Origin of the sequence: Streptococcus sp. HMSC072D05, from assembly GCF_001815805.1 — a bacterium.
In the GTDB taxonomy this organism is placed as follows: domain Bacteria; phylum Bacillota; class Bacilli; order Lactobacillales; family Streptococcaceae; genus Streptococcus.
On the sequence record NZ_KV821994.1, the window covers coordinates 52044 to 72487 of the forward strand.

At 40.7% G+C, this 20444-nt stretch carries 21 protein-coding genes, 2 tRNA genes and 2 pseudogenes; 12 read left to right on the forward strand and 13 right to left on the reverse strand.

The features are described 5' to 3' along the window. Positions 1-434: 434 nt before the first annotated feature. A pseudogene (locus tag HMPREF3057_RS02190) lies at positions 435-1580 on the reverse strand (low temperature requirement protein A). An 803-nt stretch (positions 1581-2383) separates the two neighbouring features. Between HMPREF3057_RS02190 and HMPREF3057_RS02195 the strand changes: the two are divergent. Together HMPREF3057_RS02195 and HMPREF3057_RS02200 are read left to right on the forward strand one after the other, a co-directional pair. Beyond that, positions 2384-3673: a membrane protein gene (locus tag HMPREF3057_RS02195; protein ID WP_042768538.1), complete on the forward strand. Its 1290-nt coding sequence runs from the start codon at positions 2384-2386 to the stop codon at positions 3671-3673. Positions 3674-3682: 9 nt separating this feature from the next. Continuing rightward, a complete protein-coding gene (locus HMPREF3057_RS02200; protein WP_070696165.1) occupies positions 3683-4771 on the forward strand; it encodes an AI-2E family transporter in 1089 nt (362 codons plus the stop codon). A gap of 138 nt (positions 4772-4909) precedes the next feature. Here HMPREF3057_RS02200 and HMPREF3057_RS02205 read toward each other — a convergent pair. From HMPREF3057_RS02205 to HMPREF3057_RS02220, 4 genes are all read right to left on the reverse strand, one after another. Next, positions 4910-4982, reverse strand: a tRNA-Lys gene (locus HMPREF3057_RS02205). A gap of 62 nt (positions 4983-5044) precedes the next feature. Then, positions 5045-5560 carry a DUF308 domain-containing protein gene (locus HMPREF3057_RS02210; RefSeq protein WP_000672739.1) on the reverse strand — a complete coding sequence of 172 codons (516 nt, stop codon included), beginning with the start codon at positions 5558-5560 and terminating at the stop codon, positions 5045-5047. Between the two features lie 354 nt (positions 5561-5914). Continuing rightward, positions 5915-5987: transfer RNA gene (locus tag HMPREF3057_RS02215), tRNA-Lys, on the reverse strand. A gap of 264 nt (positions 5988-6251) precedes the next feature. Further along, the gene (locus HMPREF3057_RS02220) at positions 6252-7523 is read right to left on the reverse strand and encodes a replication-associated recombination protein A (protein WP_049489627.1); all 1272 of its coding nucleotides are present in this window, start codon (positions 7521-7523) and stop codon (positions 6252-6254) included. Between the two features lie 115 nt (positions 7524-7638). Between HMPREF3057_RS02220 and HMPREF3057_RS02225 the strand changes: the two genes are divergently transcribed. From HMPREF3057_RS02225 to pepF, 7 genes and pseudogenes are all read left to right on the forward strand, one after another. Further along, the gene (locus HMPREF3057_RS02225) at positions 7639-8109 is read left to right on the forward strand and encodes a DUF3013 family protein (RefSeq protein ID WP_070696167.1); all 471 of its coding nucleotides are present in this window, start codon (positions 7639-7641) and stop codon (positions 8107-8109) included. Between the two features lie 18 nt (positions 8110-8127). Further along, positions 8128-9188, forward strand: a pseudogene (locus HMPREF3057_RS02230) (site-2 protease family protein). 1 nt (position 9189) lies between these two features. Next, on the forward strand, positions 9190-9618 hold the full coding sequence (locus HMPREF3057_RS02235) for an NUDIX hydrolase (protein ID WP_070696170.1): 429 nt from the start codon (positions 9190-9192) through the stop codon (positions 9616-9618). Further along, complete coding sequence (locus HMPREF3057_RS02240) at positions 9615-10016, forward strand: hypothetical protein (RefSeq protein ID WP_070696173.1); 402 nt, start codon at positions 9615-9617, stop codon at positions 10014-10016. Before HMPREF3057_RS02235 ends, HMPREF3057_RS02240 begins: the two co-directional genes overlap by 4 nt. Next, on the forward strand, positions 9995-10945 hold the full coding sequence (gene prmA, locus HMPREF3057_RS02245) for a 50S ribosomal protein L11 methyltransferase (protein ID WP_070696175.1): 951 nt from the start codon (positions 9995-9997) through the stop codon (positions 10943-10945). Before HMPREF3057_RS02240 ends, prmA begins: the two co-directional genes overlap by 22 nt. Before the next feature lies 1 nt (position 10946). Next, positions 10947-11690: a 16S rRNA (uracil(1498)-N(3))-methyltransferase gene (locus HMPREF3057_RS02250; RefSeq protein WP_070696177.1), complete on the forward strand. Its 744-nt coding sequence runs from the start codon at positions 10947-10949 to the stop codon at positions 11688-11690. 10 nt (positions 11691-11700) lie between these two features. Beyond that, a complete protein-coding gene (pepF, locus tag HMPREF3057_RS02255) occupies positions 11701-13497 on the forward strand; it encodes an oligoendopeptidase F (RefSeq protein ID WP_070696179.1) in 1797 nt (598 codons plus the stop codon). Between the two features lie 91 nt (positions 13498-13588). On the opposite strand, the gene HMPREF3057_RS02260 is transcribed toward pepF, so the two are convergent. Further along, positions 13589-14569 (reverse strand): hypothetical protein, encoded by a 981-nt coding sequence (locus HMPREF3057_RS02260; RefSeq protein WP_049520422.1) that lies wholly within the window; start codon positions 14567-14569, stop codon positions 13589-13591. 297 nt (positions 14570-14866) lie between these two features. On the opposite strand from HMPREF3057_RS02260, the gene HMPREF3057_RS02265 reads away from it, so the two are divergent. Beyond that, a complete protein-coding gene (locus HMPREF3057_RS02265) occupies positions 14867-15535 on the forward strand; it encodes an MIP/aquaporin family protein (RefSeq protein WP_070696181.1) in 669 nt (222 codons plus the stop codon). A 57-nt stretch (positions 15536-15592) separates the two neighbouring features. On the opposite strand, the gene queF is transcribed toward HMPREF3057_RS02265, so the two are convergent. The 7 genes from queF to HMPREF3057_RS02300 form a co-directional block, all read right to left on the reverse strand. Next, positions 15593-16084 (reverse strand): preQ(1) synthase, encoded by a 492-nt coding sequence (gene queF / locus HMPREF3057_RS10275; RefSeq protein WP_000082582.1) that lies wholly within the window; start codon positions 16082-16084, stop codon positions 15593-15595. Between the two features lie 18 nt (positions 16085-16102). Further along, a complete protein-coding gene (queE, locus tag HMPREF3057_RS10280) occupies positions 16103-16819 on the reverse strand; it encodes a 7-carboxy-7-deazaguanine synthase QueE (protein WP_049478443.1) in 717 nt (238 codons plus the stop codon). After that, positions 16812-17255, reverse strand: coding sequence for a 6-carboxytetrahydropterin synthase QueD (gene queD / locus HMPREF3057_RS02280; protein ID WP_049478444.1), 444 nt, complete (start codon positions 17253-17255; stop codon positions 16812-16814). Before queD ends, queE begins: the two co-directional genes overlap by 8 nt. Next, entirely contained in the window at positions 17255-17908 is a 654-nt protein-coding gene (gene queC, locus HMPREF3057_RS02285; RefSeq protein WP_049478445.1) for a 7-cyano-7-deazaguanine synthase QueC, read from the reverse strand. The genes queD and queC overlap by 1 nt, the downstream gene beginning before the upstream one ends. 202 nt (positions 17909-18110) lie before the next feature. Further along, positions 18111-18425, reverse strand: coding sequence for a thioredoxin (gene trxA / locus HMPREF3057_RS02290; RefSeq protein ID WP_070696183.1), 315 nt, complete (start codon positions 18423-18425; stop codon positions 18111-18113). Positions 18426-18439: 14 nt separating this feature from the next. Next, a complete protein-coding gene (locus tag HMPREF3057_RS02295; protein ID WP_000570263.1) occupies positions 18440-18661 on the reverse strand; it encodes a DUF4649 family protein in 222 nt (73 codons plus the stop codon). A 100-nt stretch (positions 18662-18761) separates the two neighbouring features. Continuing rightward, positions 18762-19142, reverse strand: a complete 381-nt coding sequence (locus tag HMPREF3057_RS02300; protein WP_070696185.1) for a MarR family winged helix-turn-helix transcriptional regulator — start codon at positions 19140-19142, stop codon at positions 18762-18764. A gap of 196 nt (positions 19143-19338) precedes the next feature. Here HMPREF3057_RS02300 and HMPREF3057_RS02305 point away from each other — a divergent pair, with 196 nt between their 5' ends. Beyond that, the gene (locus HMPREF3057_RS02305; RefSeq protein ID WP_002879833.1) at positions 19339-19713 is read left to right on the forward strand and encodes a CidA/LrgA family protein; all 375 of its coding nucleotides are present in this window, start codon (positions 19339-19341) and stop codon (positions 19711-19713) included. Beyond that, the gene (locus tag HMPREF3057_RS02310) at positions 19710-20405 is read left to right on the forward strand and encodes an LrgB family protein (RefSeq protein ID WP_001288950.1); all 696 of its coding nucleotides are present in this window, start codon (positions 19710-19712) and stop codon (positions 20403-20405) included. Before HMPREF3057_RS02305 ends, HMPREF3057_RS02310 begins: the two co-directional genes overlap by 4 nt. The last annotated feature ends 39 nt before the right edge of the window (positions 20406-20444 follow it).

Here is a 20444-nt window from a genome sequence, read left to right on the forward strand (position 1 = left end):
TTGTTTTATAAGGAAAGAATTTTATCTATACTAGACTCAGAATATCCTAAAATCTTGTCATGTTTTTGTTCGGAACAAGCAAAAAAGCCTTGGAACTCAAGACTTTTCCTGTTGTATTTAGATGCCCCCTGCATGGATTTGTAAGAACTTTTCATATTGAAAATAAACAAAAATGTTGAAATATAGCTGATTTTAGGGAAATACTTTTAGGTATTTTCAATGTCAGGATTTAAAAATGGGGCAAAAGTGGGGCAAAAACGAATGACTCGTATTTTGTTTGAAAACCTATAATACCTAATGATTATGCTATTCTAGATATATAGTTTTGTTATAAATAAATGTCAGTGCGAGATCAAATTGGAGAATAAAATGGAAAAACAAATTAATGAAAAAAAAGCCTTGGTTCCCAAAGCTTTTTTTATGTTATAAACTCATTAAAATAACTCCCAGTTAGATTTGGAATATTTTTTATTCTGTGTCATATAAAAATAAATAAAATGAATGGCTATAGCTAGAGCTAAAATGGTTGTTATACTCACTACTATTATAGGATTAGAAGCAAAGATTAAAGAGAGAATAAAGGCAGCCAGATAGAGTGTAGCTTGGACACAGTAGTAACTTTTCGAATAGCGAAGATAGTGTTTGTTATGGGGCCCATTTACTAGGACAGCAGCTTGAAAGAGGCCAAATCCGATATAAGAGAAGCTGGTTGCAAAGAGACGATTAGCTTCAGGATTCTGAAGAAATCCCATCGATACAGTCATCATCATAAGTCCAATGAAAATAGGATAGTGACTGTAAATTAGAAATAGCCCCTTTTGATTAGATTTTTCATCAATAGCATGGTCGAATTGACCAAAATAAAACAAGAACAGAGAAATCATAATAATGAAATAAAGAACCTAATAAATCGAGAAATTCTCGATTGTAAAGAAGTTAGCTAGCTCCGTAATCATCTCTCCAAACATAATAATGACAAGAAGGGAGATGCGCTCGATTAAATGGGGGAGATTTACCTGGTAATGCTTATCTTTATTAAGCAAGATACTTGGCGTAATAAATGTTAGCAGAATACTAGCATAAAGGATATAGACTCCAATGTAAATAGGAAGAAGAGCTGCTAGATAGATTTCTAAACTTCGTAGACCTGTTATCCATAGAAAACCTTTGATACTTTCCCTATGAACATTATCGGTTGATTTTTTAAAAAACTCAACCAAATATTGAAAAAATAAGGTAAGGGTTAATGTACCAATAGCCCAACAGACATAATGAAAATATTGTTGCCAATCAGGTCCAATCATATTGGCTATAAAGAGTAAAATTCCCATTTTGATAAACATGATTACTATGTTAAATAAAGAGTTCTTTCCATAGCGATTGGTATAATCGGTTTGAATCATCCAGGAATCGATGAGAATCAAAGTAGCAATGAGAAAATCAAGGAAAGAATTCCAAGTCAAAATACCGTTATGAAGATGGTGAATTAAAGCAGTTACTTTTGAAATCGCAAAAACAAAAACTAGATCATAAAAAAGTTCTGAATAATTTACACGTTTATGTTTAACAAGAGTTGTCATCTTAAGACCTTTCTATTTTAGAAGTACAATTTATTATAACAGAAAATAGCAATAAAAGAAAAAGAGATTCTTAAATAACTTTATGTGTCGCGAATGAACTGCGCCACAAAAGTTAGGTTTTTTCTGTCTAACTTTTGGGGTGTAGTTCAGAAGGGGTGTTTTTTCTATCGTTTTTTAGTGCTAAGACTACACAAAAAAGCCTTGATTCCAAGGCTTTTTCCTGTTGATTTAGATGCCCCCTACAGGGATTTGGAAAGGACTTTCATATTGAGAGCAATTAAAAATATTGAAATATAAGTGATTTTAGGTATTTTCAATGTCATGATTTAAAAATGGGACAAAAGTGGGGCAAAAACCATACAGATTCTAAACTGTATGGTTCTTTTTTTATCTAACCAAGAAAGGTTAAAACTTATTAAAACACATGCAATCAACTGTTGAAAACTTTTTAGTCCGTGTAATATAAAAACAAGTAAAAAGTTGAACTATAGGGAATATTGTGTCATAATAAGCAATAGATGAATAATTAATAGATTGGAAATAATGCTTTCTTACCTTAACAAGTTGAATTGGTTATACATTTTTTCGTCTCAATTGTACTTATCTCTCAAGTTTAGTTAATTTTTATTAGCTTTGTTTTCGAATCAATAAAACAATTTTTAGAAGTGCATAAGACAAGATGGTGACATTACTACAGTCATTTCTAGTCACCATATGTTGCTGGCACAGGCTGTTTGTAGTGTTGGCTATTTACTAGTCAGTTTAATCGGAGTGTTTAATTTTTATTGTTGAAAGGTTTTTATATGGAAAAAATTCTATCTTTAGGTCTGACAGGTAGGAAATTACTTGCTCAGGGTTTCTTATTTGTTCTGCTAGGTCTTATCTTGATGGTTACGGGGACTTGGTTGCCAGTAACGGTTATTCGACTGGTTCTGTTTTTAGCTTGGATAGCAACGGTCTTAGATTTAGTATTACGTATTTTCAAAAAAAGTCAGTCAACGGACACCTTGGGAGTTGCACTGGTTAAATTGTTAGTGCTGGGATATTTGCTTGGCTCCAATTTTGCGACGGATGTGCCGATTTATATTTTGGCTCTTGTGATTGGAGTTTATCAGATTTTTCATGCTACTATCAACCTTGTCACCTATGTTCTCTACCGCAAAAACAAAATTCGACCTCGTTTTCGTCTCTTACTAGATGGACTCGTACTAGTTTTTCTTGGTGGGACTAGTCTTTTGTCCTCTACAGGAAATTCTGTCTTTCAACTCTTTGTATTAGGGGCTTATTTTTTCCTTTATGGTGTGTCCAATATCCGTGATGGTTTCTTGTTTGAGGAGGAAATTGGGAAAAACCATCTCAAACGTCGCATTAGAATTAGCTTACCTATTGTCCTAGCCGCTCTCATCCCTGCAAGAACTTTAGCAAAAATTAACAAATTTATGCTGGAAAATGCTGATGAGGAAGAAGATATCCATCTTGGAATGGTGAAGTCTGGTAAGACAGCGGAGCTTGAAATTTTTGTTCATACAGCTGAGACCTCTCTGTTTTCGGCAATTGGTCATGTGGATATCTGCTATCAAGGCCGTGTTATTTCTTATGGCAACTATGATCCGTCTTCTGAGACCTTATTTGGCATGGTAGGAGATGGTGTCTTATATTTCTGTGATCGTGACAAGTACATTGACCTATGTAAACGTGAGAGTCAAAAAACGCTTTTTGGTTATGGGATATATTTGACGCCTGAAATGGAAAAAGCAGTTCAGAAAAAGTTGGCTGAATTGAAACAACTGACAATTCCATGGGAGCCAAGTGCAGATAAAATCATGACAGGTGATGGTAAGGAAGACTACACCTACGCTTATAAAATCAGACACGAGACAGATGGGGAACTTTATAAATTTATCAAATCTAAGTTTAAATCCTACTTTGTCTTATCTACAAACTGTGTGCTCTTGGCTGATACCATAGTCGGTCAGGCTGGCACCGATATCCTCTCACCCAAAGGATTTATCGCTCCAGGAACTTACCAAGCCTACCTTGATCGAGAGTTTGAAAAACCAAATAGTATAGTCGTATCTAAACATGTTTATTAAGGAGAATTTATGAACTTAGTTAAAAAATATACTCCGTTAATCCTTTTTATAGGGCTGGTTGCTCTTGTAATTCTGAATGCATCGAGCTTTATATCAGGAGCAATCTCTCTCTTTGATGTAATATCAACCTTGATTTATGGTGCTGTTATTGCTTTTGTGCTTAATGTTCCTATGAAAAAAATTGAACAGTATTTAGTTAAATTGAAGGTAAAGGCAGAGTTGCGTCGTCCGATTGCCATGGTACTTGTTTTCCTAGCTCTTATCTTAATCGTGATTGCTCTTTTGGTTTTGGTGCTGCCAACCCTAGCTCAGACTATTAGTCAGCTGGGAGCAGTCCTTTCAACAGTCCTGACTCAACTTGGGAAATTGCTAGACAGCTCGGAATTTGTAACCAAAGACATGTTGTCAACTATCGTATCAGGCATACAGGGACAATCTAGTTCTATTAGCCAAGCTTTGATAGGTTTTTTATCAGGTCTGACTAGTAATATCGGCAATATTTTTTCAAGTTTGATGAATGCCTTTTTGATTATAGTCTTCACCTTTTTATTTTTATCCAGTAAGGAACATTTGGCAGCGATGACGAGTCGACTTCTAAAAGTTTTTCTTCCAGAGAAGGTGGTGATAAAGTTGACTTACATTGGACAAGTAGCACTAGAGACTTATGACCAATTTTTGATGAGTCAGCTGATTGAAGCAGTTATCATAGGAGTTATGATAGCGGTTGGTTACAGCGTGTTTGGGATACCCTATGGAGTAATGACAGGTATCTTTGCAGGAGTGCTATCGTTCATTCCTTATGTAGGGCCTATGATTGCTTGTGTTGTGGGAGCGATTTTTATCTTCACAGTGAGTCCTACTCAAGCCTTACTTTCTCTTCTTCTATATCAAGTTATACAGCTGATTGAAGGAAACCTTATTTATCCTAGAGTTGTAGGGCAGTCTATTGGTTTGCCAGCTATTTTCACGCTTGCGGCTGCTAGTATCGGAGGGAATCTTTTCGGACTACTTGGAATGATATTCTTTACCCCCGTATTTGCTGTTATCTATCGACTGGTTAAAGAATTTGTCGTTGCAAAGGAAAATCAGGTAGATTAAGAAAAACTAAATTTAATAAGATATACTGAGAAGAGAGTGAGAGATTCTCTTCTCTTTTATTTTTAAATACTTTTCTACAAAAAGCTATTAGACGTTAAAAAAAGCCTTGGTTTCAAGGCTTTTTTCTGTTGATTTAGATGCCCCCTGCAGGGCTCGAACCTGCGCCCCATAGCTTAAGAGTCTACTGCTCTACCAACTGAGCTAAGGAAGCAACAGAAAAAGCTGAGAATGTAACTTCCCAGCTTTTTTAATATGCCCAAAATGGCAGCTAGATTATTTACGAAAGGCATCAAGGATATAGGTGAAACCAACAATTAAAAATGCAAAGGCAACGACATAAACGACAAAGACACTTGTAGCTACTGGATTGAACAAAATCACTAGACCTAGTAAAAATGCAAGCAACGCTATCCACATGATATGGTTGCCAATAATAGGGAAAATCAATCCCAAACGATTGCCTTTAAAGAAAGCTATAATGGCTTCTACAATTAACCAAATTCCTAAAATAGTTGGAATGACAACTGGCAGCGTCACAAAGCCATAGGCAACGAGGTAAAGAGCTAAGAGAAGATTAACAATCCCTTGGAAAAGATGAGCTGGTGAGCGAAGCTCTTTTGGTACAGAGAAATAGCCTAAAATAGCTGCTATAGAAGAAACCAGTAAACCAAATGCAATCCACCAGCTGTAAGCAACAAGATTAGCTACTGGGTTTGTAAATAGGAAAAGTCCTAAAAGGACAAAAACAACTCCTGCAAGGAATAGCAGTAAACGATTAGAAAATTTCATTTCAATACCCCCTATATAGTATAGTATAGTTTGATAATAAAAATATTATACACCTTTTTAGAGGAAATGTCAATAAACAAAATGGAAAATTTGGAAGTTTCAGTCTGATTTATGAAAAGAAAATCAGTTTTTATTATTTTGAAAATAAAAAGAGAAGATAAAATTTGTCTTCTCTACATGAAAATATTGTATGGCATCAAAGCAAAAGTAACTGGCTTTACACTATTTGTTAAGATGTAATTTGATTCAAAAAGAAAAGATAGATTTAAAATGTGGGACAAATGATGGGGTAAATCAGTTATAGACAAGCAAAAAAAGCCTTGATTTACAAGGCTTTTTCCTGTTGTATTTAGATGCCCCCTACAGGGATCGAACCTGTGACCCACGGATTAAGAGTCCGCTGCTCTGCCAGCTGAGCTAAGGAGGCAAAGAAAAAAGCTGTATTGGTGCCGAAACTTCACGGTTTGTATTGAACCCGCGCAATTAAGCAGGTGGGCAACTCGCTCTAACTGAAGCTGTTTCCGTGTGAGACGGCCTACATGCTGTTAGAAGACTTTTGTTTCCCTAATAATACAAAAAATAGTCGGTCAACACTTAAGTGTGAAGTCGTACACCACAGCGTTTCTATGTTTATATAATACCACTTTTTCAAAAAAAATCAAGAGGAAAGTGCAATTTTTTGAAAAGGATTTCAGATTTTTCGCAAACGGTCGATAGCTTCCTTTCTTTGAGCCAAAGCCCGTTCATATTTACCAGTATCTTCTGCTTGGAAATAGTGATGATTACGAATTTTTTCTGGCAGATAGTCTTGTTTAATCCAATTTCCAGGATAGTTGTGAGGATAGAGATAGTCTTGGGCATTCCCCAGTTCCTTGCTTCCACTGTAGTGCCCATCACGCAGATGTCGCGGAATAGGCAAGTGCCCTGATGTTTTGAGGTCAGCAAGTGCCTTATCCATAGCTACATAGGCTGAGTTGGATTTTGGAGAAAGGGCCAAATCAATCACGACATTGGCAATGAGAATGCGGGCTTCTGGGAACCCAATCTTCTGGGCAGCATCCAGAGCAGTCACGGTGTGAATCTGAGCTTCAGGATTGGCTAAGCCGATATCTTCATAGGCGATAACAGTCAAGCGACGAGCGAGACTTGGCAAATCACCAGCCTCAATCAAGCGGGCAGCATAGTGGAGACTGGCATCCACATCTGAGCCACGGATAGACTTTTGCAGGGCTGAGAGAACATCATAGTGGCCATCTCCATCCTTGTCCATGGTAATATAGCTCCGTTGCAGGCTATTTTCCATGATGTCGAGGGTGATATGGCGAATGCCCTCGTCATTCTCAGGGGTAGAGAGAACAGCCAAGTCCAGTGAGTTGAAGGCAGAGCGAAGGTCTCCGTTTGTAGAGGTAGCAATAAAATCCAGCGCATCCTCATCTAGTTCTACTGGAAAATCAAAACCACGCTCAGGGTTACTTAGAGCTATTTGCAGAGCCTCTTTGATGTCTTGGTTAGACAGAGGTTCCAACTCAAAAATTTGAACACGGCTACGAATGGCAGGAGTGACAGAAAAGAAAGGATTTTCAGTTGTAGCCCCAATCATGATGACTAGTCCACTTTCCAAAAGAGGCAAGAGGAAATCTTGCTTGGTTTTATCTAGTCTATGAATCTCGTCTAGTAATAGGACGAGACCACCAGAGAATTTCGCCTCTTCCGCGATTTCTTGGAGTCTTTTTTTACTATCTACTGTCGCATTGAAAGTTCGAAAGGTATACTTGGTCGTCCCTGCGATGGCAGAGGCAATACTGGTCTTGCCGATTCCCGGAGGTCCATAAAGAATCATGGAGGACAGGCGGTTGGCTTCCACCATGCGGCGGATAATTTTTCCAGGCCCGACCAGATGTTCCTGACCAATGACCTGGTCGATGGTTTTAGGGCGCATGCGAAGCGCGAGATTGTCTGGCATAGCAGTCCTTTCTAGCGTGGATTTTCTGATGTATATGTGGTAAGATGGTAGTATCTATTTTAGCATATTTCCGAGTAATCGGGGCGATTTAAGAGTCGCATAGAAAGAGGACAAAATGGCAACATACGGATTTTTAGATATTTTAGAGGAAGAATTGGACAAGAACTTTCCCTTTGACTTTGAGATTAGCTGGGACAAGCGCAATCATGCAGTTGAAGTGAGTTTTTTATTGGAAGCACAAAATGCTGCGGGAGTAGAGATGCTGGATGAGGATGGAGAGGTCTCATCAGACGACATTCTTTTTGAAGAAGCGGTACTCTTTTACAATCCTGCCAAGTCAACAGTCAATGAGGAAGACTATTTGACAGTTATCCCTTATCTACCCAAGAAAGGTTTCTCTCGCGAGTTTTTAGCTTATTTTGCGCTATTCCTCAAAGACACTGCCGAGGTTGGGCTGGATGCGCTCATGGACTTTTTGGAAGACCCAGAAGCAGAAGAGTTCGTCATGGAATGGAACCAAGAAGTCTTTGAAGAGGGAAAAGTCGGCTTGGAAGAAGGAGGGTTTTATCCTTATCCGAGATATTAGGAACTAGCGAGGAAGTATATGAAGAAAATAGGCTTGTCTTTTATTTCTAGTCTGTCCTTTGTTTTTTTGATGCTGGGATTTGTTTTTGGGACGATTGCCTTTAAAGAGTTAGATTTTTCTTTAGTCTTTATTCCAGGCTACCTATTTACTTTTTTCAGCATCTATCTGATATTTATCCTTCATGAGCTGGGACATGCAGTTTGCGGTTACCTGACAGGCTATCGACTAGTGGCTTTTGGACTAGGGAATTTTCTGTTGACCAAAAAGTCAGGCAAGTTTTCTCTTAGTCGAACAGCTGTTCTGAAAAACGTTGGTGCTCAGTATATTGGATTGAAGGAAGATGAAAGCAATCGAAGAATCATCCTGATGCTTGCAGGAGGCTTGATGGTTCATCTTGGTTTGATGTTATTGGCGATATTGTATGGAGTTTTGACAAGAAGCTGGTATTTTGCGACTACTTGGATTTGTCTAAATCTATCTTTTCTTCTCATCAATGCAAAGCCAGTTGGGATTACCGATGGAGCGAAAATCTGGGAATTGCTACAACACCCTGAAATACCAAATACGCCTACTTGGTATTGAGGCATTCTGCCCAGACCTTGCTAGCTCCTCAAGAATATGATTTGAAAGACTTTATCATGCCTGTTGCTGAGGATGTGAGGGGGAGTTTTGCAGAAAGCATTCAGATTTTTCAGGGACTGGTATTCATATTGGATGATAATATAGAACTTGCTAAGCGACAGTTTCAGTCTTTGCTAGAGAAAACAGATAATCCAATGTCTAAAACGATTTCTCAATTATATCTTCTTCAAATTGCCTTGCTAGAAAGGGATCATGAGAAAGCAGAGGAATATGCAAGTAATCGAGGAGTCAAGTCCTTCTTATCTCTAAAAATGGCAGACACGCAGATAATGCAAGCCTGGTATCAATTTCTGGTAAAGAAAGATAGGGATCAGACTGACAAGGCTATAAAAATTGCTAGAAAAAACATGGTGACTAGCCGTTTGGTGCGGGATGAGAAACGTTATTATGAAAACTGGTTAGCAGAGTTGGAGAAAGAATTATCCGAAGGAGTCTGATATGGAAATAAAAATTTCTGATTTTACAGGTTGCAAAATTGCCCTCTTTTGTGAGGATAGGATTTTAACTATCTTGCGTGATGATAAGGTAAGCATTCCTTGGCCCAATATGTGGGAATTGCCAGGTGGCGGACGAGAGGGCGATGAAAGTCCTTTTGAGTGCGCGGCGCGTGAAGTTTACGAAGAATTAGGAATTCATCTGACTGAGGATTGCCTGCTTTGGAGTAAGGTGTACCCAAGTATGCTTTTTGAGGGGAAGGAATCCGTCTTTCTAGTTGGAAAATTGGATCAGGAACAGTTTGACAAGATTGTCTTTGGTGATGAAGGGCAGGGCTACAAACTGATGGGCATTGACGAGTTTCTTGGCTCAGATAGGGTTGTACCCCAGTTGCAGGATAGAGTGAGGGATTATTTGGAGGAAATAAAATGATTTTTGCAATTGCAACAACGACACTAAATAAGGAAGTTAAACGCAAACTAAAAACTGGACAATATTCTAGAGAAGAAGCTACATTCATCTATATGGAATATTTAAAGTTAAAGAAGCAGAGAGAAAGTGGTACGAAAGTAGCTGGGATTTCTATGGCTGTTATTTGGGTATTAATGCTTGCTATACCCTTACTGAGTGGTAGAGGTCTCGTACTGCCCCTTTCAGTATATTTTTTATTTTTGATACTGTTAGCAGGAATTGTTCTATTTGTTTATTATCTTACGTTTGGTATTTTTAAACAGCAGATTCATAGCGCAATGAAAGAACACTACACAGATGTGATTGAGGAATTCAAGAAAAATAAGGAAGATTCAAAATGGAAACATGGCAAGAGTTAAAAGTTACAGTGAAGCGTGAGGGAGAGGAGCTGGTCTCCAATCTCTTGATTGAGCTGGGGGCGCAAGGTGTTGCGATCGAAGACAGCATGGACTATGTGGGGAATGTCGACCGTTTTGGTGAGATTTTCCCAGAGGTCGAGCAACAAGAAGAAATCGTAGTGACCGCCTACTATCCTGATACGGTTGATGTGGCAGTGGTTGAGGCGGATTTGCAGGCTCGTCTAGCAGAATTGACCGATTTTATGGATCTAGGAGAGGTCAAGATGGGCACGACTGCCTTGGCTGAGGAAGACTGGGCAGACAACTGGAAGAAATACTATGAGCCAGCTCGCATCACTCATGACTTGACCATTGTGCCGTCCTGGACGGACTATGAGGCGACTGCTGGAGAAAAGATTATCAAACTGGATCCAGGCATGGCCTTTGGGACTGGGACGCATCCAACCACTAAGATGAGCCTCTTTGCCTTGGAGCAGGTTCTTCGTGGCGGCGAAACTGTGCTGGATGTGGGAACTGGATCAGGTGTTCTCTCCATTGCCAGCTCGCTTCTTGGTGCCAAGGAAATTTTTGCCTATGACCTGGATGATGTGGCAGTTCGTGTCGCTCAGGAAAATATTGAGCTCAACCCTGGCATGGAAAATATCCATGTTGCTACTGGAGATTTGCTTAAGGGTGTGGAGATTGAGGCAGATGTCATCGTGGCTAATATCTTGGCGGATATTCTCATTCATCTGACAGAGGATGCTTATCGTTTGGTCAAGGATGAAGGCTACCTCATCATGAGTGGCATTATCAAGGACAAGTGGGACATGGTGCGCGAGTCAGCTGAGTCAGCTGGATTTTTCCTTGAAACTCACATGATTCAAGGGGAATGGAATGCCTGTGTCTTTAAGAAAACCAAGGATATTTCAGGTGTGATTGGAGGCTAGCATGCAGCAGTATTTTGTCAAGGGTAGTGCAGTCTCTCCTGTCACCATTAAGGACAAGGAAACTAGCAAGCATATGTTTCAGGTCATGCGCCTGAAAGAAGAGGATGAGGTGACCTTAGTCTTTGATGATGGCATCAAGCGCTTGGCGCGCGTGATAGATGTGGAAAATCGTCAGTTTGAGTTGGTCCAAGAATTAACTGACAATGTGGAACTACCAGTCCAGGTGACTATCGCATCTGGATTTCCCAAGGGAGACAAGCTGGAGTTCATCACTCAAAAAGTGACGGAGCTGGGAGCCAGTCAAATCTGGGCCTTCCCTGCCGACTGGTCCGTTGCCAAGTGGGATGGCAAGAAACTAGGCAAGAAAGTCGAAAAACTAGAAAAAATCGCCCTTGGAGCAGCCGAACAAAGCAAGCGTAATATCGTTCCAAGTATTCAGCTTTTCGAGAAAAAAGCAGATTTTCTAGCTCAGTTTGACCAGTTTGACTCTATTGTAGTGGCCTATGAAGAATCAGCAAAAGAGGGAGAAGCCGCTGCGCTCTTACAAGCAGTCACTGGCCTTGAAAAAGGAGCTAAATTGCTCTTTATCTTTGGTCCAGAAGGCGGTCTCTCACCAGTAGAAATTGAAAGTTTTGAAGCTAAAGGAGCAGTCTTGGCAGGGCTTGGTCCTCGCATCTTGCGAGCTGAAACAGCACCACTTTACGCCTTATCAGTCCTTAGTGTTTTAGTAGAATTAGAGAAATAAGAGGAAGAAAATGGAACAAAAACACCGTTCAGAATTTCCAGAAAAGGAACTTTGGGACTTAACAGCCCTATACCAAGACCGTGAGGATTTCTTGCGTGCAATCGAGAAAACGCGCGAAGACATCAATCAATTTAGCCGTGATTACAAGGGCAATCTTCATACTTTTGAGGATTTTGAGAAGGCCTTTACGGAATTGGAACAAATCTATATCCAGATGAGCCATATCGGCAATTACGCATTTATGCCTCAGACGACAGATTATAGCAATGAAGAATTTGCCAATATTGCCCAGGCTGGGATGGAATTTGAAACTGATGCCAGCGTAGCCTTGACCTTCTTTGACGACGCCTTGGTGGCTGCAGACGAGGAGGTCTTGGACCGTTTGGGTAAATTGCCTCACTTGACGGCAGCCATTCGTCAGGCCAAAATCAAAAAAGCCCACTACCTAGGGGCTGATGTGGAGAAGGCTTTGACAAATCTGGGAGAAGTTTTCTACAGTCCACAGGACATTTACACTAAGATGCGAGCTGGGGACTTTGAAATGGCTGACTTTGAAGCCCATGGCAAGACCTATAAAAACAGCTTTGTTACCTATGAGAATTTCTACCAAAACCACGAGGACGCTGAGGTTCGTGAGAAATCTTTCCGCTCCTTCTCAGAGGGACTCCGTAAGCATCAAAATACGGCAGCTGCAGCCTATTTAGCCCAAGTTAAGTCTGAAAAACTATTGGCTGATATGAAGGGCTATGACTCAGTCTTTGATTATCTCCTAGCTGAGCAAGAAGTTGACCGTGCCATGTTTGACCGCCAGATTGACCTCATCATGAAGGATTTTGCGCCAGTTGCTCAGAGATACCTCAAGCATGTTGCCAAGGTGAATGGTCTTGAAAAGATGACCTTTGCAGACTGGAAATTGGACTTGGACAGCGCCCTGAATCCTGAAGTGACTATTGATGACGCCTATGATTTGGTCATGAAGTCAGTAGAACCTTTGGGACAAGAATATTGTCAGGAAGTTGCGCGCTATCAAGAAGAACGCTGGGTGGACTTCGCTGCTAATAGTGGCAAGGATTCTGGTGGTTATGCGGCGGATCCATATCGCGTGCACCCTTATGTCCTCATGAGCTGGACTGGTCGTTTGAGTGATGTCTATACCTTGATTCATGAAATCGGACATTCTGGTCAATTTATCTTTTCAGACAATCACCAAAGCTACTTCAATGCCCACATGTCAACCTACTATGTCGAAGCGCCATCAACCTTCAATGAATTGCTTCTCAGTGATTACTTGGAGCACCAGTCTGATGACCCACGTCAAAAACGCTTTGCCCTTGCCCACCGCTTAACAGATACCTACTTCCATAATTTCATCACCCACCTCTTGGAAGCAGCCTTCCAGCGTAAGGTTTATACATTGATTGAAGAAGGAGAAACCTTCGGAGCAAGCAAACTTAACAGCATTATGAAGGAAGTCTTGACGGATTTCTGGGGAGATGCTATTGAAATTGACGACGATGCTTCTTTGACTTGGATGCGCCAGGCCCACTACTACATGGGCTTGTATAGCTACACCTACTCAGCCGGACTTGTCATCTCGACTGCGGGTTACCTTCCTCTGAAACATTCAGAAACTGGAGCTGAAGACTGGCTCAATCTCCTTAAATCTGGCGGTAGCAAGACACCGCTTGAGTCAGCCATGATTATCGGAGCCGATATCTCAACGGACAAACCACTCCGTGATACCATCCAGTTCTTGTCAGACACGGTTGACCAGATTATCGCCTACAGTGCAGAGTTGGGAGAGTAAGGGTATCCAGTGTCGGATTTAAGACGGTTTATCGATAAGATGAATACACAAAAATCACCTGTTTGAGGTGATTTTTTCATGCATTGAAGATTTATTCAAATTTTCCTTTATTGGCTTCATTTGAAGCCTTCATGCTAATTTGTAAAAGGTTGGCGAGATTTTCATTATCAAGGCTAGCTTCACCATTATTATCCACTTTTATGGCAAGGTAATGGGTGTTACGATCAAGATAATCCATTCCCTCTAAGTCTACGTAGTTGTTCGCTTTAAAATCAAGCGCCGCTAATTGATAAACAAATCGAATATTTAGAGCTTTGCCATAGTCTGTTTCAAGAACCTTTTGTTGTTCTTCCACCAGTCCTTGAAAGAATTCGAGATTGTCTGTGTGATAGGATGCTTTGACTTCGTATTGGTAAGTATCTACAGCTGGGGACATAAATTTCAAATAAACCAGGTCGCCTTCTACCTTATAGTCCTCAAGAGTATAGGCACCTGCTTTTCCTAATGCATTGGTGTTGACCTTGAAAAACATAGGTGCATAAATTTTGAGAGGATATTTTTCTCCTTTATATTCAAAGACGGTATCATTTGAAAAATTCGGACGGATTTTAGTTAACTCAGGGACTAAATATTCGTTCCAAATCTTATCAAATAACTCTTCTTGATTGCTAGCACCCGCTGATTTCACAACTAGGTCAAGATTTTCTTGATTGACAAAGACGGCATCCACTAATTTGAGGGCTGTTTGAACCTTAGGATCCGAAATTTCCTTTTTCTTTTTTTCAAGATTCTCAGCCGCCTCTTTCGTGCGATCTAAAGTTTTATTAAATTGACTGCCACTGTTTGTTTCAACAAAGGTTCTCTCATAGTTGGTAGGTTCAACTTTGGCATTCCAGTCAAATGAAGCAGCAGGACCAGTTACATCTTTCTTATGGTAGGTTCTTGTCTCTGTATTTGTAGTAGCTTCTGTATTGCTTGTAGCAGTGGTTGATGGTTTAGATGAACAGCCGACGAGGCCAAATGCTAAAATTGTAGCAGTGGTTAGAAAATAAACTCTAAACTTTTTTCTCATGGTAGTCTCCTTTGCCAAGAACATTTATTGTATAGTATCAATTATACCATTCTCTTCATTCTTTTGCATGAATTACTAGAAAAGGTATGATTGAGGGATGTATTCTTTTAAGCAAGTATTTGAAAGCTTCTGACATTCTTGAAGGATAAGCAGAAAAAGAGTTTTATTATTTTCTCTTGTAGTAGTCTTTTTTAGAATTCTAATGGGCTTTCTACAAAAACTTTCCAGTCAATTTTCTTGAAACCCTTTCCTTCTTTTGATAGACTAATACATAGTTTGAAAAAAAGGAGACTTATCATGAAAAAATTTGTTGCTGAATTAATCGGTACATTTATGCTTGTGTTCATCGGAACAGGAGCTGTTGTTTTTGGAAATGGTCTTAATGGCCTTGGACACCTTGGAATTGCTTTTGCCTTTGGTTTGGCAATCGTGGTTGCAGCTTTCTCAATCGGAACTGTTTCAGGTGCTCATTTGAACCCAGCCGTTTCGATTGCTATGTTTGTAAACAAACGTTTGTCATCTTCAGAACTTGTAAACTACATCCTTGGACAAGTAGTTGGAGCTTTCCTTGCGTCAGCTGCAGTATTCTTCCTCTTGTCTAACTCAGGCATGTCAACTGCTAGTCTTGGTGAAAATGCCTTGGCAAAAGGTGTCACTGCCTTTGGTGGATTCTTGTTTGAAGTCATCGCAACTTTCTTGTTTGTCCTAGTTATCATGACTGTAACATCAGCAAGCAAAGGCAATGGCGCAATCGCTGGTTTGGTGATTGGTTTGTCATTGACAGCCTTGATCCTTGTGGGCTTGAACATTACTGGACTTTCAGTTAACCCAGCTCGTAGCTTGGCACCTGCTGTTTTGGTAGGTGGCGCAGCCCTTCAACAAGTATGGATTTTCATCCTTGCGCCAATCGTTGGTGGCGTTCTTGCAGCCCTTGTTGCGAAAAACTTTCTTGGAACAGAAGAATAATTGAAATTCAAAAAGCCTTGCTCCTCAGTTTGAGGAACAGGGCTTTTTCGTATCTGTTTAACGGTTGTCAATTTTCTCTGGATAAAGGTCGTGTTGGAAGAGACGCTGTTCTGCCAATCCTTCATACTTAGTTCCAGGTCTACCGTAGTTGTAGTAGGGGTCAATTGAAATGCCACCGCGCGGAGTGAATTTTCCCCAGACTTCTAAATAGCGAGGGTCTAGCAAGTTGACCAAGTCTTTCCCTATGGTGTTGATACAGTTTTCGTGAAAATCCCCATGATTTCGGTAGCTAAAGAGGTAGAGTTTGAGGGATTTTGACTCGACACAGAGCTTGTCAGGAATGTAGGAAATATAAATGGTCGCAAAGTCTGGTTGAGCAGTGATAGGGCACAGCGAGGTAAATTCAGGACAGTTGAATTTGATGAAATAGTCATTTTCAACATGACGATTGTCAAAGGATTCGAGGACTTCTGGTTGATAGTCGAAAATGTAGTTGGTTTCTTTATTGCCTAGTAGGCTTAGGTTTTTCATTTCTTCTTGTTGTGACATGATTTTTTCTTTCTAATCTTAAACACCACGTTGGTTGTCGTAGAGGAGGGTATGAAGTTGAGGAAGGACGCGGACATTGCCCCAGCTATCGTCAGTAGCGACGCGTTCCCAGAGTTCTTTGAGACGGTCTAGTTGGTCTTGGACAATATTGCCTGTAGCCTTGGGCTCAGGATTTCCAGCTGATAAGAAGAGGACATCTGGTTGGTAGCGCTCTTGAATCCCTTTGGCAAAGGCCAAATCGTTATCGTCAAATACAGGGATTTTAAAGGTGACCTTGTCTGGATCTAGTTGGGAAACGATAAAGTCCAAGGTCTCAAAGTTGACTTCCATCTTTGATGAAGGAGGTTTAGGACTCAGAGTGACTTGGTCGATATCTTTTAACCAATTTTGCCAGCGAGAACCTTGAGTCTCAACTGCCAGAGTGACACCACGTTCTTTGAGCTTGGTGACGAGTTCGGCCATGTTGGCTGCTAAGATTGCGGGATTTCCGCCAGATAGGGTTACATAGTCGTAGCTTCCTAATTTATCTAAGGCAGCAATGACTTCATCAGCTGTCATACGAGTAGGTTTTTCAGAACCATCCCAAGTAAAGGCAGAGTCGCACCAGTCGCAATGGTAGTCGCAACCAGCAGTGCGGACAAACATGGTTTTCTGCCCGATAGCACGACCTTCACCTTGAAAGGTTGGCCCAAAAATTTCCAGAACAGGTAGTTTGAGGACACGTTCTCTAGTCATCTAGCCACTCCCGTCTAAACTCCGCAAATGCAGTCGGAGTTTCATAGAGGCGAACGTATTCCAAACGGAGACTGCGTTCGTCTGGCAACTCTTGACTCATGGTTTGGAAAATCCAGTAAACCATATTTTCAGCAGTCGTGTTCATATAAGGCAGGGTTTCATTGAGATAGCGATGATCCAAGTGGGGTTCTAAGTAGTCCTTGTAGATCGCTTTAATATCTCCAAAGTCATAGGTCATGCCCCGTTCATCTAAAAATCCACTGACAGCGATTTGCAAATGATAGGTGTGGCCGTGCAGGGATTTGCATTTTCCCTCATAGTGAAAGAGGTGGTGGGCAGCGTCGAAAGTGAATTCTTTTGAAACTAAGGTTCTGTGAGGATTGTAGACGAGAGACTCCCCAGTTTCCTGTTTGATTTCTTTAGGTGCGAAAAACATTAGCCCTCTCCCTTCTGTGAAAGATAAACATCTAAACCATGCTGACGTAGGTGGCAGGCTGGACAATCTCCACAGCCACTTCCGATAATCCCATTGTAGCAGGTTAAGGTCTTCTCACGAACGTAGTCAAAGGCACCAAGTTGGTCGGCTAACTCCCAAGTTTCAGCCTTGTCTAGCCACATGAGAGGTGTTTGGATAACAAAGTCATAATCCATGGCAAGGTTGAGAGTAACATTAAGGGATTTGATAAAGACATCACGGCAGTCAGGGTAGCCTGAGAAGTCTGTCTCGCAGACACCTGTCACGATATCATTAATACCTCGTTGCTTGGCAAGAACTGCTGCAAAGGATAGAAAGAGGTGGTTGCGACCGTCAACAAAAGTATTGGGAACCTCTCCCTCTTTTTGCTCAATCTCCAGATCAGAGGTCAAGGCATTTTCAGTGATTTGTCCCAGCAGAGACATATCTAAGATGTGATGACGAATGCCCTGTTCCTTAGCGATTTCTCTAGCAACTTGAATTTCGAGATGATGGCGTTGGCCGTAGGCAAAGGTGACGGCTTCGACTGTTTCATAGTGTTCTTTAGCCCAAAAGAGGCAGGTTGTGGAATCTTGACCGCCACTAAAGACGACCAAGGCTGATTGACGTTTCATAGTACTCCTTCCAAAGTGGAAAATGTTCAGAGCACGCAAAAAGCTCCCTTGAGGGGAGCTAAAAAATACCAAGTAGAGGTTTTTTTTAGCGATGGCATGTCCCAAACATCGTAATATTCTATCTACAGTCTAGCATATTTTTTGAAAAATGGCAAAGGGCAGGAAAAAAGAGACCAAATAAAGTACTTGGTCTCTCGTGTGATTAGCTCAATTCAGCAACGATGGCCTTGATTTGTTCTGCAGTATGAACACCTGCAACTTGTTTCACCACTTGACCGTCTTTTTTGAAGAGAAGAGTTGGGATAGACATGATTCCAAAAGCACGAGCTGTGTTTGGATTTTCATCGACGTCCATTTTAACGATTTTCAAGACATCTTCTGAAAGTTCTTCAGACAATTTGTCCAAGATTGGACCTTGCATACGACATGGACCACACCAAGTTGCCCAGAAGTCTACCAAGACCAAACCGTCTTTTGTTTCTTGTTCAAATGTTGCATCTGTAATTGCTTTTACCATTGTATTTCTCCTTTTTAATTATATTGGCTTAAATCTTGTTTCATGAGATAGAAGAAGACATCTCCATAAGTCCCATGGTAGTCCAAGTCATGACCATTGTAGGTTAATTTTTGGACAGTATAGTAATCCGCGACGCCGATGAGGCAGGCATGTTGCGAACGTTCAAAGTCTTGGTATGACTCGAAAGTCATGGTTCTCTCTTGCTTGCTGGCGTCTAGATAGGTAATTTCGATCATATAAAACTCCTTTGTTGTTTGATCTTGACTTTATTGTACTCCTTGAAAAGAGGAATGTCAAGAAAAATGATTGCGCACGCAACTTTTTCTGAAAATCTGATTAAGAAATGAAATCAAGACTCATTTCCAGTCTTTCTTCGACGGCTTTTTGCAGGTAAGCTAGGGTTGTTTGTCCCTCGTCAGTCAGACAGATAAAGCTAGCCCGTCTATCCTGATCGCAACATCGGCGACTAAGCAGACCACAGTTTTTCTCTTCCAGGCGGGCCACCATTCGCGAAACAGCGCTCGGACTGAGATGGAGTTTATCGGGTAAATCAATCTGTCGTAAGGATTTTTCATCGGCTAGATCCAAATAGTAGAGCAGGTAAAACTCTTTCAAGTTCAGCCTTTGTTCACTCTGCTGGGCAATAGTTTCTTCCAACAAGGCTTCCATTTCTTTTTGATGGCGGTTGTAGTCAAACCATTTTTCTAAGTAGGTCATTGCTTTCTCCTTTCTTTTCAAAGTAAAAATCACAAAGTCATTAGTGACTGTTTCTGCAATACAAGATGATTGCGCATGCAATGATTATACTACTTTTAACTAATCCGTGCAAGAGAGAAGAATTGCAATATTTCCTTGAAATTTTCTGAAAAAAGAGTAAACTGATATGCAAGAAGTCTATTTCGTGGAGTTTAGAATGAAATTATATGTTCAATTAATGATTCTCTTTGTGATTTCATTGATCGGTGAGGGAATCTCCAGTTTCTTTCATCTGCCCATCCCAGGCAGTATTATCGGCTTGATGATTCTCTTTCTAGCCCTGCAGTTCAAGTGGTTAAGGACCAGGCATGTCAACATGGTGGGGAATTTTTTGCTGGCCAATATGACCATTCTCTTTTTGCCGCCAGCGGTGGGAATCATGGAAAAGTTTGATGTGATTGCTCCCTATCTCTTGCCCATCGTCTTGATTGTCTTTTTTGCGGCTGTCATCAATATTATCCTCATAGCAGTGGTAGTTCAGTTCATCAAGAGACGATTTGAGGGAGATTATGAGAAAGGAGATGCCAAATGAGTGAATTTGTTTCCAATCCCCTGTTTGGACTTGCCCTGTCTATCCTTGCTTATCTAGTGGGGATGTTGATTTATAGACGTTTTCCCCATCCTTTGACAACGCCCTTGCTTTTGTCGGCTGTTTTTATCATTATTTTTCTAAAGGTGACTGGTATTTCTTACCAAGACTACTATCAAGGTGGGGTTTATCTGAACAATTTGATTGTTCCGTCAACAGTGGCTTTAGGGATTCCGCTTTATAAGAGTTTTCATCTGATGAAGCACCATGCTCGAAGTATTCTCTTTGGTAGTCTGCTAGCAGTGATCGTCAATACTAGTTTTACGGCCTTAGTTGCGAAAATCTTTGGCATGGACTTTTTCCTAGCCATTTCTCTCTTTCCCAAGTCAGTGACGACAGCCATGGCAGAGGGAATCACAGAAAAATTGCAAGGTTTGACGACTGTGACCGTGGTTGTTGTTGTGGCAACTGGGATTTTAACCAGTGTCATCGGACCAACCCTTTTGAAGTGGTTGAAAATAGACGATCCAGTAGCTGTTGGTCTTTCCCTTGGTGGAACAGGTCACGCAGTTGGAACAGGAACAGCCTTCCGATATGGCTCAGTAGCAGGAGCCATGGGTGGCTTGGCTATCGGTATTACTGGTATTCTCTACGTATTTGTAAGCCCCATCGTAGCTAGTTTGATATTGAGTTAAAAAGCAAGGAATTTAAGTTCCTTGCTTTTTCGAATCGTA